At 54.0% G+C, this 25,667-nt stretch carries 29 protein-coding genes; 19 read left to right on the forward strand and 10 right to left on the reverse strand.

Features of this window, described 5'->3' with window-relative positions; genetic code table 11:
- The first annotated feature begins 27 nt into the window (after nucleotides 1-27).
- From AC3WQH_RS14895 to AC3WQH_RS14920, 6 genes are all read left to right on the forward strand, one after another.
- Nucleotides 28-846, forward strand: coding sequence for an RDD family protein (locus AC3WQH_RS14895; RefSeq protein WP_005831093.1), 819 nt, complete (start codon nucleotides 28-30; stop codon nucleotides 844-846).
- 147 nt (nucleotides 847-993) lie between these two features.
- Nucleotides 994-1,500, forward strand: coding sequence for a hypothetical protein (locus AC3WQH_RS14900; RefSeq protein WP_005831094.1), 507 nt, complete (start codon nucleotides 994-996; stop codon nucleotides 1,498-1,500).
- Nucleotides 1,481-2,560, forward strand: coding sequence for a phosphodiester glycosidase family protein (locus tag AC3WQH_RS14905; protein WP_174435219.1), 1,080 nt, complete (start codon nucleotides 1,481-1,483; stop codon nucleotides 2,558-2,560). Before AC3WQH_RS14900 ends, AC3WQH_RS14905 begins: the two co-directional genes overlap by 20 nt.
- 162 nt (nucleotides 2,561-2,722) lie before the next feature.
- Nucleotides 2,723-4,750, forward strand: a complete 2,028-nt coding sequence (gene ggt, locus AC3WQH_RS14910; RefSeq protein WP_310669788.1) for a gamma-glutamyltransferase — start codon at nucleotides 2,723-2,725, stop codon at nucleotides 4,748-4,750.
- A gap of 30 nt (nucleotides 4,751-4,780) precedes the next feature.
- On the forward strand, nucleotides 4,781-5,671 hold the full coding sequence (locus AC3WQH_RS14915; protein WP_025846207.1) for an NAD-dependent epimerase/dehydratase family protein: 891 nt from the start codon (nucleotides 4,781-4,783) through the stop codon (nucleotides 5,669-5,671).
- An 82-nt stretch (nucleotides 5,672-5,753) separates the two neighbouring features.
- A complete protein-coding gene (locus tag AC3WQH_RS14920; RefSeq protein ID WP_005831097.1) occupies nucleotides 5,754-6,593 on the forward strand; it encodes a M15 family metallopeptidase in 840 nt (279 codons plus the stop codon).
- A gap of 75 nt (nucleotides 6,594-6,668) precedes the next feature.
- On the opposite strand, the gene lepB is transcribed toward AC3WQH_RS14920, so the two are convergent.
- Entirely contained in the window at nucleotides 6,669-7,229 is a 561-nt protein-coding gene (gene lepB / locus AC3WQH_RS14925) for a signal peptidase I (protein WP_005831859.1), read from the reverse strand.
- Between the two features lie 390 nt (nucleotides 7,230-7,619).
- On the opposite strand from lepB, the gene AC3WQH_RS14930 reads away from it, so the two are divergent.
- From AC3WQH_RS14930 to AC3WQH_RS14945, 4 genes are all read left to right on the forward strand, one after another.
- A complete protein-coding gene (locus AC3WQH_RS14930) occupies nucleotides 7,620-8,048 on the forward strand; it encodes a MarR family winged helix-turn-helix transcriptional regulator (RefSeq protein WP_007777678.1) in 429 nt (142 codons plus the stop codon).
- 75 nt (nucleotides 8,049-8,123) lie between these two features.
- On the forward strand, nucleotides 8,124-8,759 hold the full coding sequence (locus AC3WQH_RS14935; protein WP_005831856.1) for a hypothetical protein: 636 nt from the start codon (nucleotides 8,124-8,126) through the stop codon (nucleotides 8,757-8,759).
- Nucleotides 8,760-8,917: 158 nt separating this feature from the next.
- A complete protein-coding gene (locus AC3WQH_RS14940) occupies nucleotides 8,918-9,085 on the forward strand; it encodes a DUF4025 domain-containing protein (protein ID WP_005831854.1) in 168 nt (55 codons plus the stop codon).
- A 156-nt stretch (nucleotides 9,086-9,241) separates the two neighbouring features.
- Nucleotides 9,242-10,354, forward strand: coding sequence for an aminopeptidase (locus AC3WQH_RS14945; protein WP_122952770.1), 1,113 nt, complete (start codon nucleotides 9,242-9,244; stop codon nucleotides 10,352-10,354).
- A gap of 16 nt (nucleotides 10,355-10,370) precedes the next feature.
- Here the strand turns inward: AC3WQH_RS14945 and AC3WQH_RS14950 are convergent, their stop codons facing one another.
- The 3 genes from AC3WQH_RS14950 to AC3WQH_RS14960 all read right to left on the reverse strand — a co-directional run bounded on the left by AC3WQH_RS14950 (nucleotide 10,371) and on the right by AC3WQH_RS14960 (nucleotide 12,407).
- Complete coding sequence (locus AC3WQH_RS14950; protein WP_005831850.1) at nucleotides 10,371-10,691, reverse strand: hypothetical protein; 321 nt, start codon at nucleotides 10,689-10,691, stop codon at nucleotides 10,371-10,373.
- Between the two features lie 115 nt (nucleotides 10,692-10,806).
- On the reverse strand, nucleotides 10,807-11,331 hold the full coding sequence (locus tag AC3WQH_RS14955) for an isoprenylcysteine carboxyl methyltransferase family protein (protein WP_005831849.1): 525 nt from the start codon (nucleotides 11,329-11,331) through the stop codon (nucleotides 10,807-10,809).
- 5 nt (nucleotides 11,332-11,336) lie between these two features.
- Entirely contained in the window at nucleotides 11,337-12,407 is a 1,071-nt protein-coding gene (locus AC3WQH_RS14960; RefSeq protein ID WP_005831847.1) for a type III polyketide synthase, read from the reverse strand.
- A 141-nt stretch (nucleotides 12,408-12,548) separates the two neighbouring features.
- On the opposite strand from AC3WQH_RS14960, the gene AC3WQH_RS14965 reads away from it, so the two are divergent.
- Nucleotides 12,549-12,827, forward strand: coding sequence for a hypothetical protein (locus AC3WQH_RS14965; protein ID WP_005831845.1), 279 nt, complete (start codon nucleotides 12,549-12,551; stop codon nucleotides 12,825-12,827).
- On the opposite strand, the gene AC3WQH_RS14970 is transcribed toward AC3WQH_RS14965, so the two are convergent.
- Nucleotides 12,824-14,059, reverse strand: a complete 1,236-nt coding sequence (locus AC3WQH_RS14970; RefSeq protein WP_005831844.1) for an MDR family MFS transporter — start codon at nucleotides 14,057-14,059, stop codon at nucleotides 12,824-12,826. The two genes, AC3WQH_RS14965 and AC3WQH_RS14970, sit on opposite strands and share 4 nt — an antisense overlap.
- Before the next feature lie 296 nt (nucleotides 14,060-14,355).
- Between AC3WQH_RS14970 and AC3WQH_RS14975 the strand changes: the two genes are divergently transcribed.
- The 3 genes from AC3WQH_RS14975 (at nucleotide 14,356) to AC3WQH_RS14985 (ending at nucleotide 16,844) form a co-directional block, all read left to right on the forward strand.
- Nucleotides 14,356-15,000, forward strand: coding sequence for a GGDEF domain-containing protein (locus tag AC3WQH_RS14975; protein WP_005836351.1), 645 nt, complete (start codon nucleotides 14,356-14,358; stop codon nucleotides 14,998-15,000).
- A 214-nt stretch (nucleotides 15,001-15,214) separates the two neighbouring features.
- The gene (locus tag AC3WQH_RS14980; protein ID WP_005836349.1) at nucleotides 15,215-15,832 is read left to right on the forward strand and encodes a DUF47 domain-containing protein; all 618 of its coding nucleotides are present in this window, start codon (nucleotides 15,215-15,217) and stop codon (nucleotides 15,830-15,832) included.
- Nucleotides 15,825-16,844, forward strand: a complete 1,020-nt coding sequence (locus tag AC3WQH_RS14985) for an inorganic phosphate transporter (protein ID WP_005836347.1) — start codon at nucleotides 15,825-15,827, stop codon at nucleotides 16,842-16,844. Before AC3WQH_RS14980 ends, AC3WQH_RS14985 begins: the two co-directional genes overlap by 8 nt.
- A gap of 58 nt (nucleotides 16,845-16,902) precedes the next feature.
- Here the strand turns inward: AC3WQH_RS14985 and AC3WQH_RS14990 are convergent, their stop codons facing one another.
- The 3 genes from AC3WQH_RS14990 to ligD form a co-directional block, all read right to left on the reverse strand.
- Nucleotides 16,903-17,142: a hypothetical protein gene (locus tag AC3WQH_RS14990; RefSeq protein WP_005836345.1), complete on the reverse strand. Its 240-nt coding sequence runs from the start codon at nucleotides 17,140-17,142 to the stop codon at nucleotides 16,903-16,905.
- Between the two features lie 116 nt (nucleotides 17,143-17,258).
- Nucleotides 17,259-18,056 (reverse strand): prolipoprotein diacylglyceryl transferase, encoded by a 798-nt coding sequence (lgt, locus tag AC3WQH_RS14995; RefSeq protein ID WP_005836343.1) that lies wholly within the window; start codon nucleotides 18,054-18,056, stop codon nucleotides 17,259-17,261.
- Between the two features lie 72 nt (nucleotides 18,057-18,128).
- Nucleotides 18,129-19,031: a non-homologous end-joining DNA ligase gene (gene ligD, locus AC3WQH_RS15000; RefSeq protein WP_005836341.1), complete on the reverse strand. Its 903-nt coding sequence runs from the start codon at nucleotides 19,029-19,031 to the stop codon at nucleotides 18,129-18,131.
- A 139-nt stretch (nucleotides 19,032-19,170) separates the two neighbouring features.
- Here ligD and AC3WQH_RS15005 point away from each other — a divergent pair, with 139 nt between their 5' ends.
- Genes AC3WQH_RS15005 through AC3WQH_RS15020 form a run of 4 tightly spaced genes read left to right on the forward strand, consistent with a single transcriptional unit; the run spans nucleotide 19,171 to nucleotide 23,538 of the window.
- On the forward strand, nucleotides 19,171-20,775 hold the full coding sequence (locus AC3WQH_RS15005) for a spore germination protein (RefSeq protein WP_122952766.1): 1,605 nt from the start codon (nucleotides 19,171-19,173) through the stop codon (nucleotides 20,773-20,775).
- Complete coding sequence (locus AC3WQH_RS15010) at nucleotides 20,772-21,938, forward strand: Ger(x)C family spore germination protein (RefSeq protein WP_007777694.1); 1,167 nt, start codon at nucleotides 20,772-20,774, stop codon at nucleotides 21,936-21,938. Before AC3WQH_RS15005 ends, AC3WQH_RS15010 begins: the two co-directional genes overlap by 4 nt.
- Nucleotides 21,931-22,167, forward strand: coding sequence for a hypothetical protein (locus AC3WQH_RS15015; RefSeq protein WP_007777696.1), 237 nt, complete (start codon nucleotides 21,931-21,933; stop codon nucleotides 22,165-22,167). The genes AC3WQH_RS15010 and AC3WQH_RS15015 overlap by 8 nt, the downstream gene beginning before the upstream one ends.
- Nucleotides 22,168-22,179: 12 nt before the next feature.
- Nucleotides 22,180-23,538, forward strand: coding sequence for a GerAB/ArcD/ProY family transporter (locus AC3WQH_RS15020; RefSeq protein ID WP_492332121.1), 1,359 nt, complete (start codon nucleotides 22,180-22,182; stop codon nucleotides 23,536-23,538).
- Nucleotides 23,539-23,577: 39 nt separating this feature from the next.
- Here the strand turns inward: AC3WQH_RS15020 and AC3WQH_RS15025 are convergent, their stop codons facing one another.
- Nucleotides 23,578-24,522, reverse strand: a complete 945-nt coding sequence (locus tag AC3WQH_RS15025) for an ATP-dependent DNA ligase (protein WP_005834384.1) — start codon at nucleotides 24,520-24,522, stop codon at nucleotides 23,578-23,580.
- A gap of 485 nt (nucleotides 24,523-25,007) precedes the next feature.
- On the opposite strand from AC3WQH_RS15025, the gene AC3WQH_RS15030 reads away from it, so the two are divergent.
- Nucleotides 25,008-25,337, forward strand: a complete 330-nt coding sequence (locus tag AC3WQH_RS15030) for a DUF1904 family protein (RefSeq protein ID WP_025846190.1) — start codon at nucleotides 25,008-25,010, stop codon at nucleotides 25,335-25,337.
- Nucleotides 25,338-25,482: 145 nt separating this feature from the next.
- Here the strand turns inward: AC3WQH_RS15030 and AC3WQH_RS15035 are convergent, their stop codons facing one another.
- Nucleotides 25,483-25,653 (reverse strand): hypothetical protein, encoded by a 171-nt coding sequence (locus AC3WQH_RS15035; protein ID WP_165328988.1) that lies wholly within the window; start codon nucleotides 25,651-25,653, stop codon nucleotides 25,483-25,485.
- Between the last annotated feature and the right edge of the window lie 14 nt (nucleotides 25,654-25,667).

Here is a 25,667-nt window from a genome sequence, read left to right on the forward strand (position 1 = left end):
AATTGCGAGAGGGAGAAGCGAACCGACATGAATGAAAATCCATCCGTGAATCAGGCAGGTCGCGAAGCGTCCGTTGTCACCCCTGAGCATGTGATGCTGCGGTTCCAGACAGCGGGATTGGGCAGTCGGGCCGCTGCCCAGTTGATCGACAGCGTCATTTTGCTCCTGGTTAATCTTACTGTATTTATTGTAATCGGTATAGTTTTATTTGGGAAAGAAGATATTTTTTTCCTGGATAGTGACGGCTATGCCATCGCCGTTGTCATCCTCCTGCTCTTCGTGCTCAACTTCGGCTACTTTTTGCTGCTGGAAGCGCTCTGGTCGGGTCAGACCGTCGGGAAAAAGTGGATGGGGATTCGCGTCATCCGCGACAACGGTCAGCCGGCGACGTTTTTGTCCTCCACGATCCGCAATCTGTTCCGCATCGTGGACACTCTCCCGTCCGGCTACTTTTTGGGAGCGCTCGTCTCTTTTTTTCATCCTCGCGACAAGCGCATCGGCGACCTCGTCGCAGGAACGATCGTCGTAGTCGAAGGCGGGGGCCGCACCGCTCTGTTCCAGAACAGAAAGGCGAAAAAACAGGGAGCGGCACTGGCAGAGCCGCTTGCTTTGAGCGAGCAGCAAAAGCAGGCGTTCACCCGCGAGGACTGGCAGTTGCTTTCGACTTTTATCGCGCGGCAGTCCTCGCTGGCGGAAGCCAAAAAGCTTGAGTTGGCGGGAGAAATCGCCCGCCTGTTGCAAAAAAAGCTGGAATACAGCGAGGAACAGGCGCGGCAGGAAGAGCCGATTCTGTTTTTGCAGCGGCTGCACCGCACGCTGCAAAGCGAGTGGAGCCTGGGGAAATAGCCTTGGAAGATACCGTCAAGGGCACGAAGCGGCGGTATCTTCTTTTTTTCGAGCAAAATTTCCACTATTTTCGCAAAAGCCTTGCCGAAAAATAAACTATGATATAATAAAACCTCACTCTATGTCACAGAAAGGAGGAGGGAGCCGATGAACGACAAATACATGGGAGCGTCATCGACTTCGTCTACTACTCTGCCACTCCCGGCAAACGGGAAGCAGGCGAACAGACGCAAACGAGGCAGCCTGTTTCAGGCATTGTTTCCCTCCCAAACAGAAGGCAAGCGGCCTCTATTGCCAATCGTACTGGCTGTACTGGTTTGGGCGGGACTTGCTTATGCCGGGTACGCCTATGCTGCCCATACGCTGGACAAGCAGCAGCAACTTGTGAACCTGCGCATCGATCAGATACAGGAAGACAATCAGAAGCAGATGAAAGCGTTGGGCGAACAACTGGCTTTGGTGCAGGAAGAGATGAAAGACGTGCAGGCGGGTCTTGGCAATCTGGAAGAAGACCTGCAATTGACGGGTGAGACGATTGGCGGGACGAACAAGACAAAAGAAGCTCTCCAGGATCGGATCGACCAGTTGAACAAGCAACTGGTCGATTTGAAGGCATCGCTGAAAAAACTGGAGGATGCAGCCCGTGCTTGGTAAAGTCAATCGCTTTTTCCTGTTCCTGCTGGCGCCAGCGCTCGGCTTTTTGCTTGCCCTCACCCTGACCAATCCCGCGGACAAGCTGCAGGCGGAAGGCTTGAAGCTCGCTTCCGAACAGTCGAAACAACTGGCGGACGAGCTGGGACAGCAGTTGGACGACACGAAGAAAACGCTGCGCGATGTAGAAGCGGTCGTAGCGGACATCCGCGACCGCGCCAAGAAGGAGCAAAAAGAGTACGAAGAGCAAAACAAGCACATCAACAACCTGCTGGTGACGAGCCGATCGCAGACGCAAAAGTCGGCAGATGTGCTGGATGCGATCTTGTCCAACATGCTCGGCGACCCGATCGGGCAGTCCTTCGGCAACAAATCAATAGTGAAAGTGTACTCGCTGCAGGAAGCGGGCTATCGCGGGTACATGGCGAAGGTCCGGCTGAAAGACCCAAGCGCACTGAAGATGGTGCTTGCCAACAACTCGGTCAAAAGCAAAGGCGAGACGACGAGCCATGCCGGGAAGCGCACCGGAGCTGTCCTGGCGATCAACGCAGGCGGCTTCATGAGCGACAGCAAGGGCAATCTGACGCCGCTTGGCATTACTGTTGTCGACGGCAAGATTCGCACGTTTTCCAACAATTCGAATCTGAGCTTCGTCGGATTCAACAACAAAGGCCACCTGGTGGGAACCCAAATTACTACCCAGGCGCAAATTACCCAGCAAGGCATTTTGCAAGGGGCCAGCTTTTTGCCAAGACTGCTGCAGGACGGGAAACGGCTGCCGATTCCTCGCGACTGGGCCAACACTCGCCAGCCGCGCACGCTCATCGGGCACTTTGACAACGGCGACTTGCTGCTCATCGTCATCGACGGCAGAAGAGAAGGCTGGAGCAAAGGCGTTACTTTGGAAGAAGCGCAACGCAAGCTGCAGGAATTCCACGTCGTCGACGCGTACAATCTCGATGGCGGCGGCTCCAGCGCGTTTTACTACAACGGCAAGCTTTTGAACAAGCCTTCGGACGGCAAAGAAAGACCAGTCGTGAGCAATCTGGTCATCTTGCCGTAAGCGGTAAGCGAATGCTTTTGAATAGAGACACTCTTCCAGCGGGGAACCTGGCTTCGCTGCGGAAGAGTGTTTTTTCGTCTGTCAGAGAGCAGATGGGTTGACCTGGAAAAATGCTGAAAATTATAATAATAAGGATAGGAAGAAAAAAACAGGGGGGATCTTATGAACAAAAAGATGATGGTAGCCCTCTCGTTCGTTTCGGTTTTTTCGCTGACCCAATTGGCATGGGCAAAGGTGCCCGGTGTTCCGGCTGGCGTAGATGGCGCCACGAAAGGCATTGTGGCGGTCTCCCACCCTGCGGCCGCGCAGGTTGGACGGGACATTTTGGCCAAGGGGGGAAATGCTGTGGACGCCGCCGCCGGAATCCAGTTGGCTCTCAATGTGGCAGAGCCGTACATGTCGGGAATCGGCGGCGGAGGCTTTATGATGATCTATTTGAAGGACCAGAACAAAATCACGGTGATCGACAGTCGGGAAGTAGCCCCGGCAAATGTGACAGCCGACATGTTTTTACAGGCCGACGGGCAGCCGATTCCTTTTGAACAGCGGCACACCAGCGGTCAGGCAGTAGGCGTGCCGGGGACGTTGCTCGGCGTGGCAGAGGCGCTTGAGGAGTACGGCACGTGGGAGCTGGCAGACGTGCTTGCGCCAGCGATCGAGCTGGCCGAAAAAGGCGTTCGTGTCAACTGGGTGACGGCGGACTACATCGCCAAGTCGCGCGACAAGCTGGAAAAGCACAAGACAGCCGCGCAAGTGTTCTTGCCGGAAGGCCGTCCGCTGGAGGAAGGGCAAATGCTCGTCCAGCCCGATTTGGCCAAGACGCTGAAGCTGATCCGCGACGAAGGGCCGGATGTTTTGTACAAAGGCGAGATTGGCCGCGCGCTCGTCGAAGAGGTGCAGCGCACAGGCGGCAAAATGACGATGGACGACCTCAAGGCTTACCAGGTCAAGGAACGAGAGCCGGTGCGCGGGATGTTTCGCGGCTACGAGGTGATTTCCATGGCGCCTCCCAGTTCGGGCGGCTTGACCATGATCCAGATTTTGAAGCTGATGGAAGGCTACGACAACCAGAAGGACGGATTCGGCTCCGTAGCGTATTTGCACCATCTGATTGAAGCCAACCACCTCGCCTATGCCGACCGGGCGGCGTACATGGCGGACGAGGACGTCTATCCGGTGCCCAAGCAAGGCCTGCTCCACGACGATTACATAAAAGAACGGCGCAAGCTGATCGACGACAACCGGGCCAACGCGAACATCACGGCTGGCGACCCGTGGAAGTACGACACGGGACAAAAGCCGGCGGCCGCGATCAAAATGCTCGACAGCTCGCCCGTGAAACAGACGACCCATTTTGCCGTCATGGACAAATGGGGCAATCTCGTCTCTTATACGACCACGATTGAGGACATTTTTGGAAGCGGCGTGATGGTGCCGGGCTACGGCTTCATGCTCAACAACGAGCTGACGGATTTTGACGCGGTTCCGGGCGGCGTCAATCAGGTGGAGCCAGGCAAGCGCCCCCGCTCGAGCATGACGCCGACGATCGTGCTCAAAGACGGGCAGCCGTTTTTGGCCGTTGGCTCGCCGGGCGGCTCGACGATTATCGCCTCTGTGTCGCAAACGATTCTCAACGTGATCGACCACGGCATGAACATCGAGGACGCTATTCGCGCTCCCCGCATTTTTTCCAGCGGCTATCCGAACGTCTCCTGGGAGGCGGGGATTGACCAGGACGTCATCTTGCAGTTGATGGCAAAAGGCCACGTCTTTGCCGAGCAGCCTGCGGATATCGGCAATGTTCAGGCGATCGTCTACGATTTTGAAACAGGCAAGATGTACGGAGGGGCAGACGATACGCGAGAAGGCACGGTGCTTGGCGTCGACGCGATCGCCTACACGGCTGCCGAGCCGGAGGAAGTGCCGTATGAGCCGGGTGAGCCTTTTGCCATTGCCGTAAACGGGCAGACGTACCCGTTTTTGGCGGAACAGAAGCTGGTCGTGGATGGCATTGCCTATGTGCAGGCGGAGAAGCTGCTGCTCGGTTTGGGCAAAAGCAGCGCCGACTTCCGGGCAGATGCGATTACCGTACGCGGAGTGGCGTACCTCCCTGTGAAAAAAGTCGCGGAAAAGCTCGGGTTCACCGTCACCTGGGATGAAAGCGAACGGGTCATCGAGTTGAAGAAGTAAACAAAACCAATTTGGAAGGTGGAAGCTTCAATGAAAAAGGTACTGGTACTCGGAGGAACCCGTTTTTTTGGCAAACGTCTCGTGCAACTGCTCGCTGATTCTGGCGCAGAGGTAACGGTAGCGACAAGGGGCTTGGCGGAGGCGGATTTGCCGCCGCAGGTGAAGCGGCTTACGCTTGACCGCGACGACAAAAGCGCGCTTGCTACAGCCGGGGAGCAACAGTGGGACATCGTCTACGACAACATTTGCTACTCTTATCAAAATGCCGTGGACGCCTGCGAAGTTTTCCGCGGCAAAGTAGGCAAATACGTGCTGACCTCGACGCTGTCGGTGTACGATTTTTCCGATCAGGCGTTAAAAGAGGAAGCGTTTGACCCGTACACGTACCCGCTCCGTCCGGGAACGCGGGAAGGCGTCAGCTACCAGGAAGGAAAGCGGCAAGCCGAAGCCGTATTTTTCCAGACCGCTGCTTTTCCGGTGGCAGCCGTCCGCTTTCCGATCGTGCTCGCGGAGGACGATTATACGCGCCGCCTGCATTTTCACGTAGAGCACGTACAACAGGAGCAGCCGATCGGGCTTGTGAACCCGGAAGCTGTCATGTGCTTTATTCACGCCGGGGAGGCGGCCAAATTTTTGGCCTGGGTCGGCACGGACGCCTTTACTGGCCCCGTCAACGCCAACTCGCAAGGCACGATTACGCTGCAAGCTTTGCTGGACACGATTTCGCAAGCCGTGGGCAAACCAGCGCGCATTGAGGCAGAGACCGACCCGGCTCACCAGTCGCCATTCGGATTCCCGCATTCTTTTTTCATGGACACGAGCAAGGCAGCGGCGGCAGGCTATGCGTTCGCGGCCCTCGATTCGTGGCTGCCGGAGCTGATTCAATCGATCGCAAAAGAAACTGTACAAGCAAAAGCGTGACTATCCGTCCTTTTTTTTCGTCTAACTCCATGGTAAGGTAAAGCAGAACATATGTGTCTGTATGGAACCAGGAGGATCAATGATGAAAAAGAATCGCACCAATGGTCTTGCGATCGTCGCCGCACTATCAGTAGCCCTGCTCAGTGGATGTGAAGCCCCTTCGTTGGATGGGTTGCTCGCTTCCCACCAACCGTCTCAGCCGACGGGAAATACGGCAACAGCGAAAGACGGTACGCAAACAAATACAACAGAGCCGGCGCAGGGAGAATCCCCTCGCGCGAAGCAGGCATCCCTGGCCGAAACGATCCAAGACGTCAACGGGGTCCCGACGGTGACAAACCCGACCGATCTCGCCGTTGTTGTGAACAAGAAGCGGGCGCTGCCTGCTGACTATATTCCGCCTGATCTGGTGGAGCCTGACGTGCCGTTTCCGTTCGATGAAAAAGTGGAAAAACGGTTGATGCGCCAAGAAGCCGCACAAGCGTTGGAAGAGTTGTTCGCAGCCGCCAAGCAGGACGGCATCGAGCTGTACGCCGTGTCCGGCTACCGCTCGTACAAGACGCAAAAATCGCTGTACGAGACATATGTGCGAACACAAGGCGCAGAGCATGCTGCTGCGTACAGCGCTGTTCCAGGAAAAAGCGAGCATCAGACCGGATTGGCTATGGACGTGTCGGGGGCCGATGCGAAAACAAGGCTGGAAGAGTCGTTTGGCGAAATGCCAGAAGGAAAATGGCTGGCGGAGCATTGCGCGGAATACGGCTTCATCATCCGCTATCTGAAAGGCAAGGAAGACACGACCGGATACGCCTATGAGCCGTGGCATCTGCGCTACGTCGGAAAAGAAATGGCGCGAGAGATCACGGCGGCAGGGCTTACCCTGGAGGATTACTTGTCCGCAACCGCCACGGCGCAAAAATAAAAGGGGAAAAGAAAAAGCCGCTCACGTGCAAGAGCGGCTTTTTCGTATGCGACTGCCCAGCTAGGTAGCAGGCGGTTATTTTGGCAGACGGATGTCCGACAACGGCCAGTAGACCGCTTCCGCGCGACCGACTACATGATCGAGCTTGACAGGGCCAATGACCCGGCTGTCCATACTGTTGTTGCGATTGTCTCCCATTACAAAAACGCTGCCTTCCGGAATGGTGATCGGCCCGAAGTCTTCGGTCAGGGTCACGCCAGCCGCCGAAGCTTGCAGCTTGTTGTTGGCCAAATACTCTTCGCTGAGCGGTTGGCCGTTGACGTACACCTGGTCGTTTTTCGCTTCTACCGTATCGCCTGCGACAGCGATGACGCGCTTGATCCAGTTGTCGCCGCTCGCATCCGGGTGAATAATGACGATGTCGCCCGGTTTCGGCTCCTTGAGATAGTAAATCGCTTTGTTGACGATGACCCGTTCGCGGTCGTGCAGCGTGCTCTCCATCGACCGTCCTTGCACGACGTAGGGCGCCATGACGAACACGTAGATGAAGGCAGTCAAACCGCCAATCAAAACAAACGATTTCAACCAGTCGAGCAATTCGGTTTTCCATTTCGCTGTGCTTTTGGTTTGTTCCATCAACTTGATCTCCTATGTACATGGTTTCGCTGGCAACAGATTGCCGTGGGCAAAAGAACGCCCTGCGCTTGGGACTGCCTTTCTATTATACATGCAATACGATTGGATACGGAATAAGATTCAAGGAAATTAATGGAGGGCGCGCCCAAAAGCTGCTGTCACGATTTTGCCATCTTCGCCTATTGTCAGTTTTTCCTGTTTGCGGTAAGATGATGTTGCATATAAGTTTTACAGTAAAAATATTAAGTAGTAAACACTTTGTTCCGGCTCATACATATCTTTCGAGGAAAGAAATAATTTTGGAAGGTCTATTGATCTTCATGTACTTAGGCTATATAGTTTTATAGTAAAAGTACTTATATTATTTACTTTCTGAAAATAGGTGATGTTGTGAGCGACATGTCCCGCGCCAGTAAAATTGAGGAACTGGATCGAGCATTTGTCGAGATGGCTCGCTTCTTCATCAGCCACTGGCTGGAAGAGGAAGAGCTGATTAGTCCCAAGCAATTTATTTTGCTGCGAGTGCTTCATCAAAAAGGAAGAAGCACAGTTTCCGAACTGGCGACCATTCTGAAGCAATCCAACAGTGCGACTACGATTGCTCTCAATCGGCTGGTGAAAGCCGGTTACATCGACCGGGTCCGCGACGAGCTGGACCGGAGAGTCGTATGGGTCACGCTGTCGCAAAAGGCAGTCCCTATGCTGGAGGGGCTTTTGTGCCAGAGAAGAGCACTGGTGGGCAAACTGCTGGAAAACCTGAGCGACGAAGAATTGGAGCAGTTTACGTACTTCTTGCGGAAAATGAAGCAATGCATGTAGCGTTGCCATCAGGGTAGCAGGTGGGGGACATTTCAGCGGACAATGTGTGTACTACGCGAATGGGAGTGTACACATATGAAAAAAAGCAGCACATTGATGATGGGTTCTTTGATTCTCGGAGCGGCGCTGTTTGCACAGTCGGCCTGTGCAGAAGAAGCTTCCGCTAATGCAACTGAAGCTTCCGCGACAACTCCTGCGCCAGCAGTTGAAACGACGACAACAACAACTCCAACGGCTGCACCCGTAGCTGAACAGCCACAACCTGGAAACGGCGTTCAAGGAGCTTGGGTCAAGCTTCCTGGGGAAGACGAATACGTTTTCGTGAGCGGCCAATTTGTTCCTGACGCATCCTCGACGTCCGGTTGGTCCCTCTTGCCAGCAGAAGACCAGTTTGTCTCCACCAATCGTTTCCAAGTCGTGCAAACGGCAAATGGCGGCTGGATGGGAATGCCGGCTGAAGATCAATTCATTTCGACAAACCGCTACCAAGTGGTGCAAACGTCCAACGGTGGCTGGATGGCAATGCCAGTAGAAGACGAGTTCGTTTCCACGAACAACTACCAGGTCGTGCAAGCGCCAAACAGCGGTTGGACCGCATTGCCAAAAGAAGATGAGAGCATCGTCATCGGACGCAACTCTACGCAAGATGTGACCAACAGAACCGGCTGGTCCTTGATGGTTCCAGATGTTTCGGCTGACAAAGACAAGTAAGAATAAAGGTGGAAGACGCTTTGCCGCAACGGGCAAGGCGTTTTTTTTTTCGTCTGTTCGCGAAAGCGGCTTCTTCTTTTCTGCGATGGCTAAATGGCTAAATCGGGAGCGCCTGACGCACACTATACCGAAAATCAGCTAGAAGGAGGAAGAAAGCGATGGCAGAACGTGAAAACCGCCCCACGCAGCAACTGAGTGAGACGGGGCAGATGGAAAGCGCCGTGTATCAGGTAGAGGAAGAAGCAGGAGGACTCGCGGCTACACAGGAACAGGTGAGCGACATGTACAAGATGGGGACGATCGAGGACAGCGAGCAGAGCGAATAGCACCGCGCTGGACCACGGGAGCAAGCCAGCTTTTGTCTAGGGGAAAAAGCTGGCTTGTTATTTTGTGCTTTTGATAAAATAAATTTTATTGACTTACAGAGATTTATCGGCAAGAATACAATTGGAATCAGAAAATTAAAAAAGGGTGTGTCACGCATGAGAGACTCTCGTTTGGAGCAATTGGCCTATAACCTGGTGAACTATTCCGTCCGCGTACAGCCAGGGGAAAACATCCTGATTAACGCCAAAGGGAAGACGCCTGAACTGGTATCTGCCCTCGTCCGTGAGATTTACAAGGCGGGAGGCAGCCCGTTCGTCCAGCAGATTGATCCGGCGATCAGCCGTGAAATCGCGATGAACTGCAACGAGGAGCAACTGAAGGTCATGGCGGAAAGCGAAGTGGCCCTCATGGAAAAAATGCAAGGCTATATCGGCATCCGCGCAGCCGACAACATCAATGAGATGGCAGATGTTCCCGGAGACAAGCTCGGTCTGTACTCCCGTTTGTACGAGCTGCCAGTCATGAACGTCCGCGTGCCCAAAACAAAATGGGTGGTGCTTCGCTACCCGAACCCGTCCATGGCTCAATTGGCGAACATGTCGACGGCGGCGTTTGAAGACTTTTACTTCCAGGTGTGCAATCTGGATTACGGAAAAATGGACAAGGCGATGGACAGCCTGGTCGACCTGATGAACCGCACCGACGAAGTCCGTCTGGTCGGGCCGGATACAGACCTGACTTTCTCGATCAAGGACATCCCGGCGGTCAAATGTGCGGGTCTGCGCAACATCCCGGACGGCGAAGTGTACACCGCTCCGGTGAAAAACTCTGTCAACGGCACAATTACACACAATGCGCCTACGCCGTACCACGGCTTTACGTTTGAAAACGTTCGCCTGACTTTCAAGGACGGCAAAATCGTCGAGGCGACCGCAAACGATAGCAAGCGGCTGAACGAAATTCTCGACACGGACGAGGGCGCGCGCTACATCGGCGAGTTTGCGATCGGGGTCAATCCGTTCATCCGCAACCCGATGAAAGACATTTTGTTCGACGAAAAAATCGACGGCAGCTTCCACTTCACGCCTGGTCAATGTTACGATGAGGCGTACAACGGAAACAAGTCGTCGGTTCACTGGGACATGGTTTCCATCCAGCGTCCGGAGTGGGGCGGGGGAGAAATCTGGTTTGATGGCGTCCTGATCCGCAAAGACGGCCGCTTTGTCATTCCCGAGCTGGAGTGCCTCAATCCGGAAAACTTGAAGTAGAACCCCGGCAGCCCGATTATTTATCGTACTGAGACAGTCTCTCCTGTGCCAGCTCAACATCCATTTCGATCTGGAAAAGCATGTGCAAATTGCTGGAGGACATGATGGAGCGACGAGCGGAATGATAGAGGATCGGCTTGTCCGTTTTGATGAGCGTCAGGATTTCGACCACCGGCGGGATGACCTGCTTGATTCTGAGCAAGCTTTGCAGGTAGCGGAGAAATGTCTGAACGCTGGCGGCATCGTCCTGATTGGGCAAGGTCTTCATCAGGCTGAGGAAGTCACGCACGATGATGCGCTTTGCTTCCAGAGGCTCTACGATATTTGTACGGTTCACGCTGGCTCCACCTCACGGGACTTATAGTAACGTATTCCTTGTTCTTTTCCTCCATTCGTCCCATCGTAAACCTGTAAACAGGAAAAAAGTCTGTGGTTTGTGCCATAGACTTTTTTTATGACGATTCTTCGCCTTCGTACACGCCTTTTTCTTCCAGCGGAATGCGCACGCGCAGCAGTAGCCAGGCATTCAGGAGCGTAAAGGCGACAGCGGTATTCACGGCGGAAAACGTCAGCGGGAGAGTGAACAGCTCGATCGCCACGACGACGTAGTTCGGATGGCGAAGCCAGCGGTACGGACCGCGCCGGAGCGGCGCTTCCCCTGGAATGACCAGAATCCGCGTATTCCAACGCCTGCCCAGGCTCTGGATGCACCAGTAGCGGAGCAGTTGGGCCGCCAAAAACAGGCCGAAGCTGTACCCCCACCACGGAGGCAGCGCCGAAGCACTGCCTGTCGCGAGCACTTCTACCATCAAGCTGACAAAAAAGCAAACATGCATCAGCACGATGTATTTGTAATGGCCCGCGCCGATCTCGACGCCTCCCAGGGCGCACACGTAGCGGGCGTTTCGCGCGGCCAGCACCAATTCGCAGAAGCGTTGCAGGCAGACGGCAGCCATGACTGTGACGAAAAAGAGCATCGCGCCTACCTCGCTTCCAAGAGGAGCAGCTCAGAGCTGAACCCCGGCCCAAGCGCCGCAACCAGTCCGCGGTCGCCCGGCTGCCACGCTTGCTCCATGCTTTTTTCCAGCACAAACAGCACCGTCGGCGAAGACATGTTGCCAAAATGGCGCAGCACCTCTTCGGAGTGGCGCGTCGCCTCGGCATCAATGCCGAGCGAAGACTGGTACGCGTTCAAGACTTTTGCGCCGCCCGGATGAAAAATAAAGTGGCGCAGACGGTCCACGGTCGTCTGGTGCGACGTCAAAAAGCTTTCCACGTTTTCGCGCATGTATGTCTGAATCAACGTAGGAATGTCGCGGGAAAAAATCACCTTCAACCCCGGCTCTGTCAGCTCCCAGCCCATCACGTCGAGCGTATCCGGCCACGTCGTGGTGCGGGCATCGCGAAACTGGATCCGGGGCGCGCCTTCCTCTGCCGAGGCTTGGACATGGTCGCCGCTGACCACGACGGCTGCTGCTCCATCCCCGAACAGACAAGTCGCCACGAGATTGCTTTTGGACAAATCCTGGCGAATAAAGGTCAGCCCGCACAGCTCTACGCTGATGAGCAGCACCCTGCGCCCGGGGTAGGCTCCGGCGTACTCGCACGAGCGGGACAAGCCCATCGCTCCCCCGGCACAGCCCAGTCCCCACAGCGGAATCCGCGTAATATCGGAGCGAAGCCCGAGACTGTTGACCAGGCGGGAATCCATGCTCGGCGTGGCAATCCCTGTGCTGGAGACGAATACGAGACAATCGATTTCGGTTGGCGCAAGCCCGGCTTTTTGCAGGCATTTTCGCGCAGCCGCAAGCGACAACGCTTCTGCGTGCTGAATGTACAGCCTGTTTTTTTCGGCAAACGGCTGGTCGCTGGAAAACCAGTCCAGCGGCATGCAAAAGTGCCGTTTTTCGATATGGCTGTGGGCAAAAACGTTCAGGAGCCGATCGATATCGGGAAAAGCATCCTGAAAAAAATGACGGGCGAGTTGCATGGAAGCTTCCGTGGAAACTTCATGCGGCGGTACTGCTGTCGCAACGGATTCGATACGGGGCATACACTTTTTCACTCCCGTTGTTTCATAATGTACAACTATGTTTCCCCTTCCAATTGATTCCAATTCATCGCATCCGCCCATCTGCTGGTGTTTACGTTTGCACTGCCGCAATTTAGCGATACACAGGAGCGGATTGCCGTCGTGCTCGCCTCTGTGGAGGGCGGCTGCGAAATGACGTTTTCCCAGGAGATCGTCGTACCGCATGAAAACGGCTGGACAACAGAAGCCGTTGAAAAGGCCGAGCGGGAGTACTACGAAGGCTTGGAGCATGGCGGGAGCCGCATGCTTGCCGGATTGCAGCAATCGGCGAATATCCTTAGCAGCGTAGCCGTTTATCTCGAAAAAAAGAAAAAGCCTGCATGCGAGTCGTTGGCAACCCCACCGTTTGGCAGACAGGCTGGAATGGACACAGTGCTCTAGCTCGAAAGCGACTGGACACTTTCGGCAGGCTCCGTCTGCGTCGCTTTTTTGACAAAGCGGTATTGGAACAGGCCGCCGACGAGCAGCAGCAGGCTGAGGATGGAGAACCAGAGAGCGCCCCCGATCCCTTTGAACGCGACGGCGCCGACGCTCGGGCCGATCGTGCCCGTGATGCCCCAGTTCGCGCCGAAGATCGCAAAATAACGTCCGCGATATTCTTCCGGGGCCATGACGGAGATCGCTTTTTGAATTTGCGGCCCGTAGAGCATCTCGCCGATCGTAAACAGGACTTCGGCGAGCACGAGAATGAGAAAGCCAGGCGCCCAGCCGTAGCCGAAACCGACACAGGCGAGAAACAGGTAGGCGGTGAGAATGACCCAATGAGCAGGAAAGCGCTCGGCGTACTTGGCAATCGCAATCTGGCAACAGACGACCAAGACGCCGTTGATCGTCATCAAAGTAGCGAAGACGCTGAGAAAGTCGGTGTACTGGGTGCGCAAATGCTGCGGCAAAATGATCTCTACTTGCGAGTACAAAAGCGACACAGGCACCGCGGCAAGCGTCATCCAGATCAGCGTAGGATGCTCGGCCAGCTTCAGCCGGGGAGCCTGGTCCGTCTTGGCAGAACGGCTCGCCTGTGCCCGGATGTGGTCGGGCAGCGTCTCCGGGACCTTCCAGAAGAGGAGCAGCGCGTAGACGAACAGCATACAGGAGCAGATGCCAAACGCAATCGCCGGGTTGACTTTATAGATGGCGACACCGATCAGCGGGCCAGCGGCGGCCCCGAGATTCAGCGCGGTGTGCAGAAGCGCGAATACTTCGCTGCGTTTTTCCTCCGGCACGACATCGGTAATTTGGGCGCTTGCGGCTGGCCAGAACAACGAGGCTCCGATCCCGTTCAAGACGGTAAGCGTGGCAAAGGCAAAAATAGATTCCGCCCAAATATAACCGGCCATGGAGATCGCTTCAATGGCCAGTGCGGCGATCATCAGCGGCTTTCGGCCATAGCGGTCGGAGAGGCTCCCGGCAAAATAGCCGGAGATGATGCTCGTCAGCGGTTGCAGGCTGGTGACCATCGCCGCCACGAGCAGATTTCCGTCCATCCTGTCGTACAGATAGAAGGCGAGGAACGGCCGAAGCATGAAGCCTGCAAAAGTTGTAAGGACCGTCCCGATGACGCGAATCCAGATCGTCGTGTCGTAGCGGGCGATCATTTGTTGAAGCCAGACCATTCGGTTAATTCCTCCCTATCGATCAATCATATTTTGAAAGTATAGCTTACCCATTATACGAAAAAAAAGAGGGTTGGGATAAGTGGGAAAATTCGATGAAAGTAGAGAAAGCAAGTTATTCTGTTCGCCCATCAGGGCATTCAACAGAATAGTGCTTGAACCGTGGTGGAAAGGAAGGTAAAATATTCCTGCAAGCACGAAGTAAGACCTAGTTTTAAAGAAAGTGTTTAGGTCTTATGTAACGGAAAAGTACTTATGGTGCTGCTACAATGGATGGGCCGGAGGTGGAGAGTACCTTGGACTCACGCTGGATTGGCATGGGTGTGTCCTGTTTTATTATATGGATTTGGCTTATCGTATGCGGGCTGCCTGATGAGCAGTCGGCGATGCGGTTTGTCGTGCTGGTGGCCATCATCCAGATGGCAGCCGGATACAGCCTGGGGATATACGTGAATCGTCTGCGACAAATGGCCTATCACGACTCATTGACGGGGGTATTGGTCAATCGCCGGTTTCTGGACAGGCTGATTCGCGAGATCAGGCAGGCGAAAAATCAGCACTATCCGATTACGCTTTTATTTATCGACCTGGATAATTTCAAAAAATTCAATGATTGCCATGGACATATGGAAGGGGATCGGCTGCTCTGCCAATTCGCTTCCATTTTGCAAGCCAATGTGCGCAACCAGGATACGGTCGGCCGATGGGGCGGCGAAGAATTTGTCGTACTGCTGAAGCATGCGGATACGAATGAGGCGCTCGCAATCGGGAAGCGGATCCAGGAGCAGGTTCGCGAGACGCTGTCCGGCGTGACGGTCAGCATCGGCGTCGCCTCCTATCCGATGCATGCGGCTACGGCAGAGGAGTTGACGCACAAGGCGGATATGCTCATGTACGAAGCGAAGAAAAAGAAAGATTGCATGGTAGTCGCTACGCAATAAAGAAGAGAATAGATGGCAAGACTAACACCTGTCGCCCGCTCAAGGAGACGGGTGTTTTATTTTTATTTGCGGATTGTAAAGGAGATTTACAAAAACTTAATATTTTTTTAAAGAAAAATCTACACACTTGCCCTTGAATTTAAATTTACGTCAACAATATCTTTCGATATAATCGTCTAGGTGTGATTTATCCAAAGGAGTGAAGAAGGACCGTATGTTGAAATCTAACAAGTATATCTTCTTTGATCTGTTTGAACAGCAGATTGCCACGGTGCACAAAGGGACTCATCTTTTTTATGAAATGATAGGAAACTATCAAGATGTGGAAGCCAAAGTCAAGGCAATCAAGGCTGTTGAAAAAGAAGGGGATGAGATCGTTCGCCGCATCATGAACGAATTGAATTCTACCTTTATCACTCCGCTTGAGCGTGAAGACATTCACCAGCTCGCACATACAATGGACTCGATGATCGATTACATTGACGGTGTTGCGGATCGCATGTATCTCTATCAAGTTCGTCAGCCGGAGCCGCGCGTTTTGGCACAAGCAAACATTTTGGTCAAATGTTCGGCAAAGCTGATTGAGCTGATTCGCACGCTGCGCAAGCTCGATCATCAGGTAGTATCGAAAATCGCGCGGGAAATCAAAGATCTGGAGCATGAATCCGACTCCAATTACCGCAAAATGGTATCCGATCTGCTGAATTCGCCTGATGCGAATCCGATCGAAGCGATCAAACTCAAGGAAATTTACGACAAGCTAGAAGACTGTGCTGACTTTGCCGAGGACGTTTCGAACCTGGTCGAAGGGATCGTGTTAAAGAATGCCTGATTTTTCGCCAGAGGTTGTTATTCTCGTACTTGTCGTCGTCATGGCGCTGAGTTTTGACTTTATCAATGGTTTTCACGACACGGCCAACGCCATTGCGACCTCAGTATCGACCCGGGCCTTGAGTCCGCGGACAGCCATTGTTATCGCCTCGCTCTTCAACCTGATTGGCGCGCTGACGTACACGGGTGTAGCGAAGACGATCGGGGGCAAAATCACGGACCCGTTCAAGCTGGAAAATGGACTGGTTGTCGTCTTGGCAGCTTTGACCGCCGCGATTTTGTGGAACTTGATTACGTGGTGGTTCGGTATCCCGAGCTCTTCCTCGCATGCGATCATCGGAGGCGTTGCAGGTGCCGCTGTAGGAGCTGCCGGCTTCGGTTCGATCAACATGGAAGGCTTCATTGAGATCGTCAAGGCGCTCATCATTTCGCCGATCGTCGCGTTTGTCATCGGTTTTATCGTCATCAAAATCGTTTCCGCGATTGTCGCCAACATGAATTACCATAAAACGAATCGCAACTTCCGCATGCTGCAAGTGTTGTCTGCATCCTGGCAATCCTTCAGCCACGGAGCCAACGACGCCCAGAAAACGATGGGGGTTATCACGCTGGCCTTGCTCTCTGGCGGATTTTTGGTGCAGGAGCCTGGCGAGTTTGCGATCCCGCTGTGGGTCAAGCTGTCCGCCGCGATTGCCATGGCGCTGGGGACTTCCTTCGGCGGCTGGCGCATTATCAAAACCATGGGTGGCAAGATTATGAAAATCAAGCCAATCAGCGGTTTTTCGGCCGACCTGTCATCTGCCTTGATTATCACAATCTTTACTACCTTGAAACTGCCGGTCAGTACGACCCATGTCATCACCTCTTCGATTTTGGGTGTAGGCGCGTCGCAAAAGCTGAACGCAGTCAAATGGGGAGTGGCTGGACGCATCGTCGTTACCTGGATCATTACGCTCCCGGTAACGGGTCTGTTGGCCGCAGCCTGTTACGTTGTCTTCGACGTTTTCCTGTAAAATACAAAAGACAAAAGACACCTTCTACGTACCGTTTCGTAGCGAGGTGTCTTTTTGCTTACCCAAAACCCGTCAAACGGTCCCACAAGCTGGCTTTTGGCTTGATTTGCACGAGCCGTACAGCGGAAAAAGGAATGTAGTCGAGCGAGCCGTCCTTTTCCTCGATCAGAATGCCGTTGGGGCTGTAGTCGAACAGCTTGCCTTCCGCGTAGGCGGGCAAGCCTGGCCCGATCATGTCCGGGGCAAAATGTATGCGCACCAGACGGTCCAGATATTCCTCCAAAATGCCGTCATCCATCTGCGATCCCTCCTGTCTTCTAGTTATTTCCCGCATTGCGACAATTCAGACGAGCGAACTGCAAAAAACCACTCTGCCAAAGCGGCGAGAGTGGTTGTACAGGATTGTCCCGATTGCTATTCCATTGAATTGTGGGAATGGCCTGACTGCTTGCTTTTGCGAGCGAAGACCAGCATCAGAATGGCCCCGAGGGCGATCAGGCTCAGGCTGACAAGCTGTGCGACCCGCAGCGTGTCTGCGATCAGCAGGCTGTCTGTACGCATGCCTTCGATGAAAAAGCGGCCGATGGAATAAAGAATCATGTAGCTGAACAAAACTTGCCCATCGAATTTTTTAAACCGATACAGCATGAACAGCAGGATGCCGAAGACGAGCAAGTTCCACAGCGATTCGTACAAAAACGTCGGATGATAATACTGTCCGCCGATAAACATCTGGTCGCGGATGAAAGCGGGAAACTTCGCCATAAATTCCGCAGAGGCTACATCGCCGTGTGCTTCCTGGTTGATGAAATTTCCCCAACGGCCGATGGCTTGACCGAGGATGACACTGGGCATGAACACATCAGCCAGGCGAAGGAAGGGAAGCTTGTGCTTGCGAATGTAGTACGTTCCCGCGAGAACTCCCCCGATCAGCCCGCCGTGGATCGCCAGGCCGCCTTTCCAGACCGCGAAGATGTCCAGTGGATTGTCTTTGTACTGCGCCCATTCGAATGCGACATAATACAAGCGGGCACACACAATCGCTGCCGGGATAATCAACACAACCATGTTCAGGACGTGATCGGGATCAATGCCGGAACGTTTGGAATTGTACCTCGCGAGGTAAGTCCCCAGAAAAAAAGCCAACCCCATGATGATGCCGTACCAGTGAATTTTAAGGGGTCCGAGCGAAATCGCGATCGGATCAATCATGAAAATGCCTCCTTGCCTCAAACGTCTGTGCACAGTATAGCATACCTGGACAGGGGGATTCCAATAGGTCGCCTACTGAAAGCGCAAAAAGTCGAGGATCGGGTCGAGGGAGGCTCTTGTGGTCGGGCGGGAGACGGCGGCGAACAAGTCTCCCTTCTCTTTCAGGCGTGGCGGAACGGTGTGTACGGTGTAGTCGCTGGGATGAGACTTGGGCACTTCCTCCCATAATAACGGGGCGGAGACGGTCGCCCCTTTTTTGGCCCGCGTCGAATAAGGAGCGGGAAGGGTTTTGCCGCGCCAGTGCTGCAAGTAGTCGATGTACAGCTTGTCCCCGCGATTTTTCACCATGCGCTCGATGGTCAAAAAGGAAGGGTGCTTGTTGACCAGATACGAAGCGATAAACTGCCCGACCTGTCTCGTCTGCTCGAACGTATAGCGTAGCTCGATCGGGACGTACACCTGCAGGCCGCTTGCTCCTGAAGTCTTGACAAAGGCGGGCAGCCTCAACTCGTCCAACAGCTCCTTGACGAGCAGCGCAGCCTCGATCACGACAGCAAAGTCTTCCGTGGACGGATCGAGGTCGAACACCAGCTCGGTCGGCGTCTCGTCGGCCGCGAGATGAAAGGAAACGTGCCATTCCAGCGCCGCCTGATTGGCCATCCACATGAGGGTGGCTTCATCGTTGCACAGCACATAGCGGACGTTTTCCCACGTGTGCGTCTGAATCCAGGACGGGGCGTACTCGGGAATGTTTTTTTGATAAAAATGTTTGTCGTGGATGCCGTGCGGATAGCGGATCACGGTTAACAGCCGGTCTTTGGCATAGCGCAAGAGATGCGGCGCCACCGTCAGGAGGTAACGCAAATAATCTAGCTTGGTCACATTCGCTTCCGGCCAGAGCGGCTTGTACGGGTTCGTAATGCTGATGGCATGACCGCCGATAGTCAGCTCGTATTCTTTGGTTGCATTCGCCACGATGGCACCTTCCTTTGGGCGGTAGATGTGCTCCTACTTTCTCCCGTTCGCGAAACGGATATGCAGCCCACGGGCGGACTGCATATCTTTCCAGCAAATCACCCATAATACCGTTAGCTTTCCAGTGGCTGGTGATGAGATGGAGTTCAGGAAAAAAAGCAGAATCGAAAAATTGCTGGAGACGATTGATACGTGCAGCTTGCTTGAGATGGAAGGCATTGCGCTTTTTCCGGATTTGGATGACAACGTAGAAGTGTTGAAAAAGCTGTTCTCGGATTGCTCGGATTTTGTCATCCGCGAGTTTAGGCTAAAACACAGTGCGCGTGCGGCCGCGATTTTTGTAGACGGCTTGATTGATACCGCCGAAGTGAACCAGGCGCTGAAATCGCTCATGGTGATGGAAAAGGGCGATGACGACATCGAAGTAATCGAAGAAGCGCTGCTGCCCGTCTCGCAAATCGCGCGGGTGAACGATTACAAGCAGCTTTTGCAGGCTGTGCTGTCCGGCGATACCGGCATTATGGTCGACGGAAATGTCGAGGCACTCACGCTGGGCATCCGCGGTGCGGAAAAGCGCTCGGTCAACGAGCCGGAGGGAGAAGCCGTCGTGCGCGGGCCGCGGGAAGGCTTCATTGAAAACATCCGCACGAACACGTCGATGCTGCGGCGCAAATTGCGCACGCCCCGGTTGAAAATGAAGTCGCTAGTCGTGGGGAGAGAGACGAATACAAACATCGTGGTCGCGTTTTTGGAAGGCATCGCGGACCCGCAAGTCGTGGAAGAGGTTTCCCAACGCATCAGCAACATCGACATCGACGCCATTTTGGAGAGCGGCTACATCGAAGAGCTGATTCAGGACAACGTCTATTCGCCCTTTCCCCAGCTCATGTATTCCGAGCGGCCGGACACGGTGGCGGCTTCGATCTTGGAAGGGCGCGTCGCTATTTTTGTCGATGGCACGCCGATGGTGCTGATCGCTCCCGCCACGTTTTGGATGCTGATGCAGGCGAGCGAGGACTACTTCGAGCGCTTCCAGATGACGACGCTGCTCCGCTGGCTGCGCTATTTGTTTCTGATTATTGCGCTGGTTACGCCTGCGCTGTACGTGGCGATTACGACGTACCACCAGCAAATGCTGCCGACGACCTTGCTCTTGAGCGTCGCCGCAGCTCGCGAGTCGATTCCTTTTCCCGCGATCGTGGAGGCGCTCATTATGGAAATTGCCTTTGAAGCGCTGCGTGAAGCGGGGATTCGCCTCCCGAAAACGGTCGGGCAGGCCGTCAGTATTTTGGGGGCGCTCGTCGTCGGACAGGCGGCCGTGCAAGCCGGGATTGTTTCCGCGCCGATGGTCATTGTCGTGTCGCTCACCGGGATCGCCTCTTTTACGATTCCGCACTTCAATGCGGCCATTTCGCTGCGAATGCTGCGCTTCCCGCTGATGATTGCGGCCTCTATTCTCGGCATTTACGGCATTTTGGTAGGCGTGCTGCTCATTTTGGGGCATATGGCTAACTTGCGCTCCTTTGGCGTCCCGTACCTGTCTCCGCTTGCCCCGATGTCCGTTGGAGACTTGAAGGATGTTCTGGTGCGGGTGCCGTGGTCGTTTATGGAAAAGCGGCCCAGCTTTCTCGGGATTCGAGATGCGAGGCGGATGAACGCAAACTTTGCCAACCAGGTGCAGCAAAGAGGAGGGCACGCAGGAACGACGAGCCGCGGGAATTCAGACGAGGAGGGCAAAGCGTGAAACGTCTCACTCCGATTGTCGTGTTGCTGATGGGAATGCTGGTGGTGTCAGGCTGCTGGGATCGGCGGGAAGTAAACGATATGGCGATCGTGATTGCAATGGCGATGGACAAGGAGCCAAACGGCCATTATCGCTTGTCCGTGCAGGTTCCGCTGGTCAGCAGTCTCGGCTCCACGTCTGGCGGGGGAGGCGGGACGAGCGGAGACAAGACGTACTATGTGGACTCAGCCGTCGGCAAGACGATCAGGGAAGCGAACAGCATGATCCAGTCGCGCATGTCTCGCGAGCTGTACTATTCCCACCACCGGATGATTGTCATCGGCGAGCAACTGGCCAAGGAGGGGATGAGCGACGTATTGGACATCGTGGCCCGTTTTCCCGAAAATCGGCTGACCGCTTATCTCGTCATGACCAAAGGCAAAGGGATCGAGCTGTTGAATGCCCAGCCGCAGTTCGAACGCTTTTCCGGGGAGGCGATGCGCGAGTTGGTGAAAATGGAGGCGATTCCCGTATCGCTCAAAGACGTTGCACAGATGCTCACTACACCCGGGATTGATGCGTTTCTCCCGGTGCTGGCTCCCGTTGACTCGCATCCCAAAGGCAAGTCGAAGGAAGTCGAGTTTACGGGGATCGGCCTGTTTCGCGGTGACAAGCTCGTGTATGTGTCCAAGGCCGAATCGATCAAAGGTCTTCGCTGGTTTCAGCGCAACTTCATGCCGTTCTCTGTCGTGCTCTCGCTTGGCGACAAAGGCCGGCTGACCTTCTACTTTTCAAAAGGAAAGGCCGATCTCAAGCCTGTTTTGAAAAAAGGGCGGGTCCATTACGACATTATGGTGCACGCGACAAGTGTGATAGTGGAGAACATGACGAATCTGGATCTGGAGCATAAAAAGAACATTGCGATGATCGAGGACATGCTCAAAAAAGAGGTCGAGGTCAGCGTGAAGAACACGTTGCAGTTAATGCAAAAGTATCGGACGGACACAATTGGAATGGGCCTTATTATGGCCAGACAATTCCCCCGGGAGTGGCGGGAAACGTACCGGGACCGTTGGAGTGAAGAACTGCCGGAAATTACGTTCACGATCCGTTCCAAGGTGGCCGTCGAAGATATCGGGCAAACGACGAAAAACATCACAAAGGAAGACCGCGAGAATGAATAGATTGTTTTTATGTTTGTTAATCCTGATGCTGGTGTTTTCCTTTTTCGATTTTTTCTTCAAGCGCAAGCAGATGCAGCGAAGGCAGCAAATCGTCATTTATACGATTTACGCCCTTTCCGTGCTCGGATTGTACGCGATCCAATTTCAGCATACCAGGATGATACCAACCGACTTTTTTTTGAACATCCTCACGCCACGGGTGAAAATGTGGATCGACCAGATCCTGTAGAGGAGGGAGCGCATGATACACAAGCAAGTCGTCAATCATCGGCAAATCGCCTGGCTGGTCGGAAGTCTGCTGATGACAGGGATGATGGTAAGCTTTTTGCGGTCGGTTGTGCAGGTCGCCAAGATGGATTCGTGGTTCTCGCAAATTCTTCCGGCTTGCTATGCCTTGCTCGTCGCCTATGTATTGTCGGAGCTTGTGCGCGCCTACCCGGGGAAAAACTTGTTCGAGATCATGTTCATCATCTGCGGCAAATGGTTCGGCGGCTTTATCAACTGCTTGATCCTGTTTTATATTTGGGTGATCCTCGCCCTCGATATAAAAGGGGCTGCCGACTTTTTGCATATCTCCCTCTTGCCGGAGACGCCCTTGGAAATCATCCTGCTTGTGTTCGTTCTTCTGTTGATGTACTACGGCAAAACGAGCCTGGAGGTGGCGGCGAGGGTCAACGAAATTTTTTTTCCCGCCTACTTCATCATGTGCCTGCTGCTCTACTTTCTTTTGATGAACGAGTACAGCATCGAGCGGCTGGAGCCGATTTTGAGCACGAGCCTGGATCGGATTACGATAAGCAACCTGCTGCCGATCGGCGTTTACGGAGACATTTTGCTGTTTGGCGCTTTTTTGCACGCCAGCAGCGAGCCGCGTCTCCTGTTTACCGCCATGAAGCACGGAATCATGATCGCCTGCTTCACGACCACGCTTACGGTGCTGATTCTCCTTGGGGTGATGGGCTACGTCATTGCGGGCCGACTCAATTTTCCGATCTACATTCTCGTGCAGCAAATTCACCTGACGGACTTTCTCGACCGGGTGGAAATGATTTTGTTCAGCTTGTGGTTTCCTGCGTTCAGCATTAAAGTCATCGTCGCCTATCTGGCCTTCCTCGTGGGCGTAGGATCGTTTGGCGGACAGTTGCACTACAACACGTACAACGCGCCCACCGGCTGCTTCATGGTGGTGACCTCGCTGCTCGCCTTTCCCAAGGTGTCGGATATCAACCAGTTCATCAGCTACAGCTTTCCGCTGCTTGTCGTGCTTTTTCAGGTGCCGCTGCTCCTGTTTCTGTTTATCGTCGCCCGCCGGAAAAAACGGGAAGAAGGCCAGGCTCTGATTCCGCGAGGCACGAAGCTGCACCGCTTTTACCGGATGATGGTGTGGGGGGGAGTATTCAGCATTGCAGGCTGTTTCCTGACGATCTTGGTCGGGGATCTGCTGGGGGACAAATCTCCGGCGGCAGGGATCGCGACGGCCATCGCCTACATCGTGTTCCTGGTGATCGGGGTGTTGACCAGCTACGGAGAAATGCAGGCCCTCAACCACGGCAAGCAAAGGCTGGGGCGGCCCAAGCAGCAAGGCAGTTTTCGGCAGTAAGGCCCGTCGTTTTGCCCGCCTGTATGCTGGTGCTGCGGTTTACGCTTCGAATGTGCACTGGCGGGCAGGGGAGTCGACGAAGCCCTGGATGCTCGGCTGGCGCAAGGAGTGCCCGTCTGCCCACTCTGCGTACTGAATTTTGGCTGTGAGCTGCGGCTTTAGCCAGATGGTGCCGTTGATGCGCTCCGGCTTGTTATGAAAAGGCATGTCAGCCTGGATCAACGGCTGAATCGTTTCGGTCAAGCTGCGCCAATCGCTGTGGGTCAGCTTTCCGGTTCCGGCATGGCCGATATACCAGAGAGCGCCCTTGGCGTCGTAAAGCCCGAGCAGCAAGGAATTGACCGTCTGATCCCGCATCGTCACTCCGCCTACCACCGCGATCAAATCCCGGTAGTTTTTTTTCTTTTGCCAGCGCGCATCTTTTCCGGCGATGGCATACGTGCTGGTCAAATCTTTGATGATGACGCCTTCCATCCCTTGCTGCTCGATCGTCTGAAACAACTCCCGGCCACTCGTAAAATTGTCGACGAGCTGCACCGTGGGCGTCGGGGAGATGAGCTTTTGCAACAGGCGCTGGCGCTCTGCCAGCGGACAGGCCGTGACCCATTCGCCGTCTGCGTACAGGACGTCAAAAATCATGTAGAAGATGGGGACCTGACGCTTTACGGCTGCGATTTTTTCCATCCGTCGCAGACCGTCCCTGCGCATGACCTCGTAAAAAGAAGGCTTGCCATCTGCACCAAGTGCAACGACCTCGCCGTCGAGAATGACGGACTGCGCCCGGCAGTAGTCGGAGATTGCGGCGATTTCCGGGTAGTGCAAAGTCCGCTCGTTAGCCTTGCGATTGTACAGCTTGACCGAGTTGCCGTCGTAGTACGTCAACAGCCTGATCCCATCCCATTTGACTTGCGCAATCCAGTCGGGGCCATCCGCGATGTCATCCGTCGTCGTCGGCTCGAAAGGAATAATCGGCGTTAGCTTCATGGTAGCCTCCCGTATGTGCTTGGTGTCTGCCATTTGTACGGTGTCACCATTCGCGATCGTCTATGCACGGGTCAGGACAGAGAGTTTTGATTGAATTTTAAGAAACTTCTTTATTGATTAAGTATTGTATTTGCGTTATACTAGGAAGCAGTTCACGAAACATCATGCATGATTTGAAACGCGTTGGAAACAGTATGGATGGGCTATATCTGACAGACTTTTGACCTCCTATCGTGGTACGTCCACCACAAGTGCGCAAGGAGAAAGTCATTTCTGGATATAGTCCTTTTTTTGTACAGAGAAGAATGGATAAGATTCTTAGTAAGTATAGGGGCAACCAAGTTGCTCGCCTTCACTTTTCTTCATTCTTTTTTCGTTGATCCAGAAATAGACTGTAGTTTATAATTACTGAGGTAATGATTTTGGGAACAGCTTCGGCGTGCGTTGCTGTTGCTGGCCGCCTGTTCCGGAAAGAAGGAATTGACTTGCCGTTTCTTCGCTTTAAAGGCTTTGAAAAAGAAAAGCTGCAATCGGTATCGCCCCTTATTATAGAAGAGTTTGCCCGCATCGCGGAAGTGAGCCAGGAAAAAGTCAAGCTGGAGCTGCTTCTGGTCGAGCAGTTGACGAACAGTCCGTTGTCGCTTGAAATCATGATGTTTCCCCGGGAGCAAAAGCAGCACGACCAGATCGCCAGCACGATGAACCGGATTTTGCAAAAGCAAGGTTTCCAGAACGTCCATATTTTCTTTATCCTGCTGTCGCCCGAGCTGTATTATAAGGAAGGGCTTCCTTTGCAAGTCAAAGTCTCAGGCTGAAGCGAGCAGGTGAAAAGACCGCCATCCCACTGTCGAGGATGGCGGTCTTTTTTGTGCATAAGCTGCTTATCCAGTACAAGGGGCAATTAAGGCTGGGGCCGAGCCATTGGCGCAGCCAACTTTCCTAGGTGTGGCAGGAAGCTGTCTAATAATAGAGGCTTTCCGTTTGCAAGCATTTGGCGCAGGTGCGGGCGAGGGGGGTCTCGACGAACTCATGCGCGCACGCTTTTTGCAAATGGGCCAGTTGGCGCTTCAGACGTTCAAGGTCAACCTCCAGGCGCGCGATCTCTTTTCGCAATTGCAACACATCATTCAATCGTCTGCCACCTC

The organism is Brevibacillus sp. FW301-21C12A (genome assembly GCF_058788915.1).

Excerpts from the sequence above, each read along its gene's own strand:
- ggt (WP_310669788.1), top strand. The coding sequence starts at position 2,723 with ATGAACAAAAAGATGATGGTAGCCCTCTCGTTCGTTTCGGTTTTTTCG.
- AC3WQH_RS14985 (WP_005836347.1), top strand. The coding sequence starts at position 15,825 with ATGCCTGATTTTTCGCCAGAGGTTGTTATTCTCGTACTTGTCGTCGTC.
- AC3WQH_RS14895 (WP_005831093.1), top strand. The coding sequence starts at position 28 with ATGAATGAAAATCCATCCGTGAATCAGGCAGGTCGCGAAGCGTCCGTT.
- AC3WQH_RS15025 (WP_005834384.1), bottom strand. The coding sequence starts at position 24,522 with ATGAAGCTAACGCCGATTATTCCTTTCGAGCCGACGACGACGGATGAC.
- lepB (WP_005831859.1), bottom strand. The coding sequence starts at position 7,229 with ATGGAACAAACCAAAAGCACAGCGAAATGGAAAACCGAATTGCTCGAC.
- AC3WQH_RS14905 (WP_174435219.1), top strand. The coding sequence starts at position 1,481 with ATGCAGCCCGTGCTTGGTAAAGTCAATCGCTTTTTCCTGTTCCTGCTG.
- AC3WQH_RS14980 (WP_005836349.1), top strand. The coding sequence starts at position 15,215 with ATGTTGAAATCTAACAAGTATATCTTCTTTGATCTGTTTGAACAGCAG.
- AC3WQH_RS14970 (WP_005831844.1), bottom strand. The coding sequence starts at position 14,059 with ATGGTCTGGCTTCAACAAATGATCGCCCGCTACGACACGACGATCTGG.
- AC3WQH_RS14945 (WP_122952770.1), top strand. The coding sequence starts at position 9,242 with ATGAGAGACTCTCGTTTGGAGCAATTGGCCTATAACCTGGTGAACTAT.
- AC3WQH_RS14940 (WP_005831854.1), top strand. The coding sequence starts at position 8,918 with ATGGCAGAACGTGAAAACCGCCCCACGCAGCAACTGAGTGAGACGGGG.
- AC3WQH_RS14915 (WP_025846207.1), top strand. The coding sequence starts at position 4,781 with ATGAAAAAGGTACTGGTACTCGGAGGAACCCGTTTTTTTGGCAAACGT.
- AC3WQH_RS15005 (WP_122952766.1), top strand. The coding sequence starts at position 19,171 with ATGGAGTTCAGGAAAAAAAGCAGAATCGAAAAATTGCTGGAGACGATT.
- AC3WQH_RS15015 (WP_007777696.1), top strand. The coding sequence starts at position 21,931 with ATGAATAGATTGTTTTTATGTTTGTTAATCCTGATGCTGGTGTTTTCC.
- AC3WQH_RS14960 (WP_005831847.1), bottom strand. The coding sequence starts at position 12,407 with ATGCCCCGTATCGAATCCGTTGCGACAGCAGTACCGCCGCATGAAGTT.
- AC3WQH_RS14990 (WP_005836345.1), bottom strand. The coding sequence starts at position 17,142 with ATGGATGACGGCATTTTGGAGGAATATCTGGACCGTCTGGTGCGCATA.
- AC3WQH_RS14935 (WP_005831856.1), top strand. The coding sequence starts at position 8,124 with ATGAAAAAAAGCAGCACATTGATGATGGGTTCTTTGATTCTCGGAGCG.
- AC3WQH_RS14955 (WP_005831849.1), bottom strand. The coding sequence starts at position 11,331 with ATGCTCTTTTTCGTCACAGTCATGGCTGCCGTCTGCCTGCAACGCTTC.
- AC3WQH_RS15020 (WP_492332121.1), top strand. The coding sequence starts at position 22,180 with ATGATACACAAGCAAGTCGTCAATCATCGGCAAATCGCCTGGCTGGTC.
- AC3WQH_RS14920 (WP_005831097.1), top strand. The coding sequence starts at position 5,754 with ATGAAAAAGAATCGCACCAATGGTCTTGCGATCGTCGCCGCACTATCA.
- AC3WQH_RS14900 (WP_005831094.1), top strand. The coding sequence starts at position 994 with ATGAACGACAAATACATGGGAGCGTCATCGACTTCGTCTACTACTCTG.
- lgt (WP_005836343.1), bottom strand. The coding sequence starts at position 18,056 with ATGATTGATCCGATCGCGATTTCGCTCGGACCCCTTAAAATTCACTGG.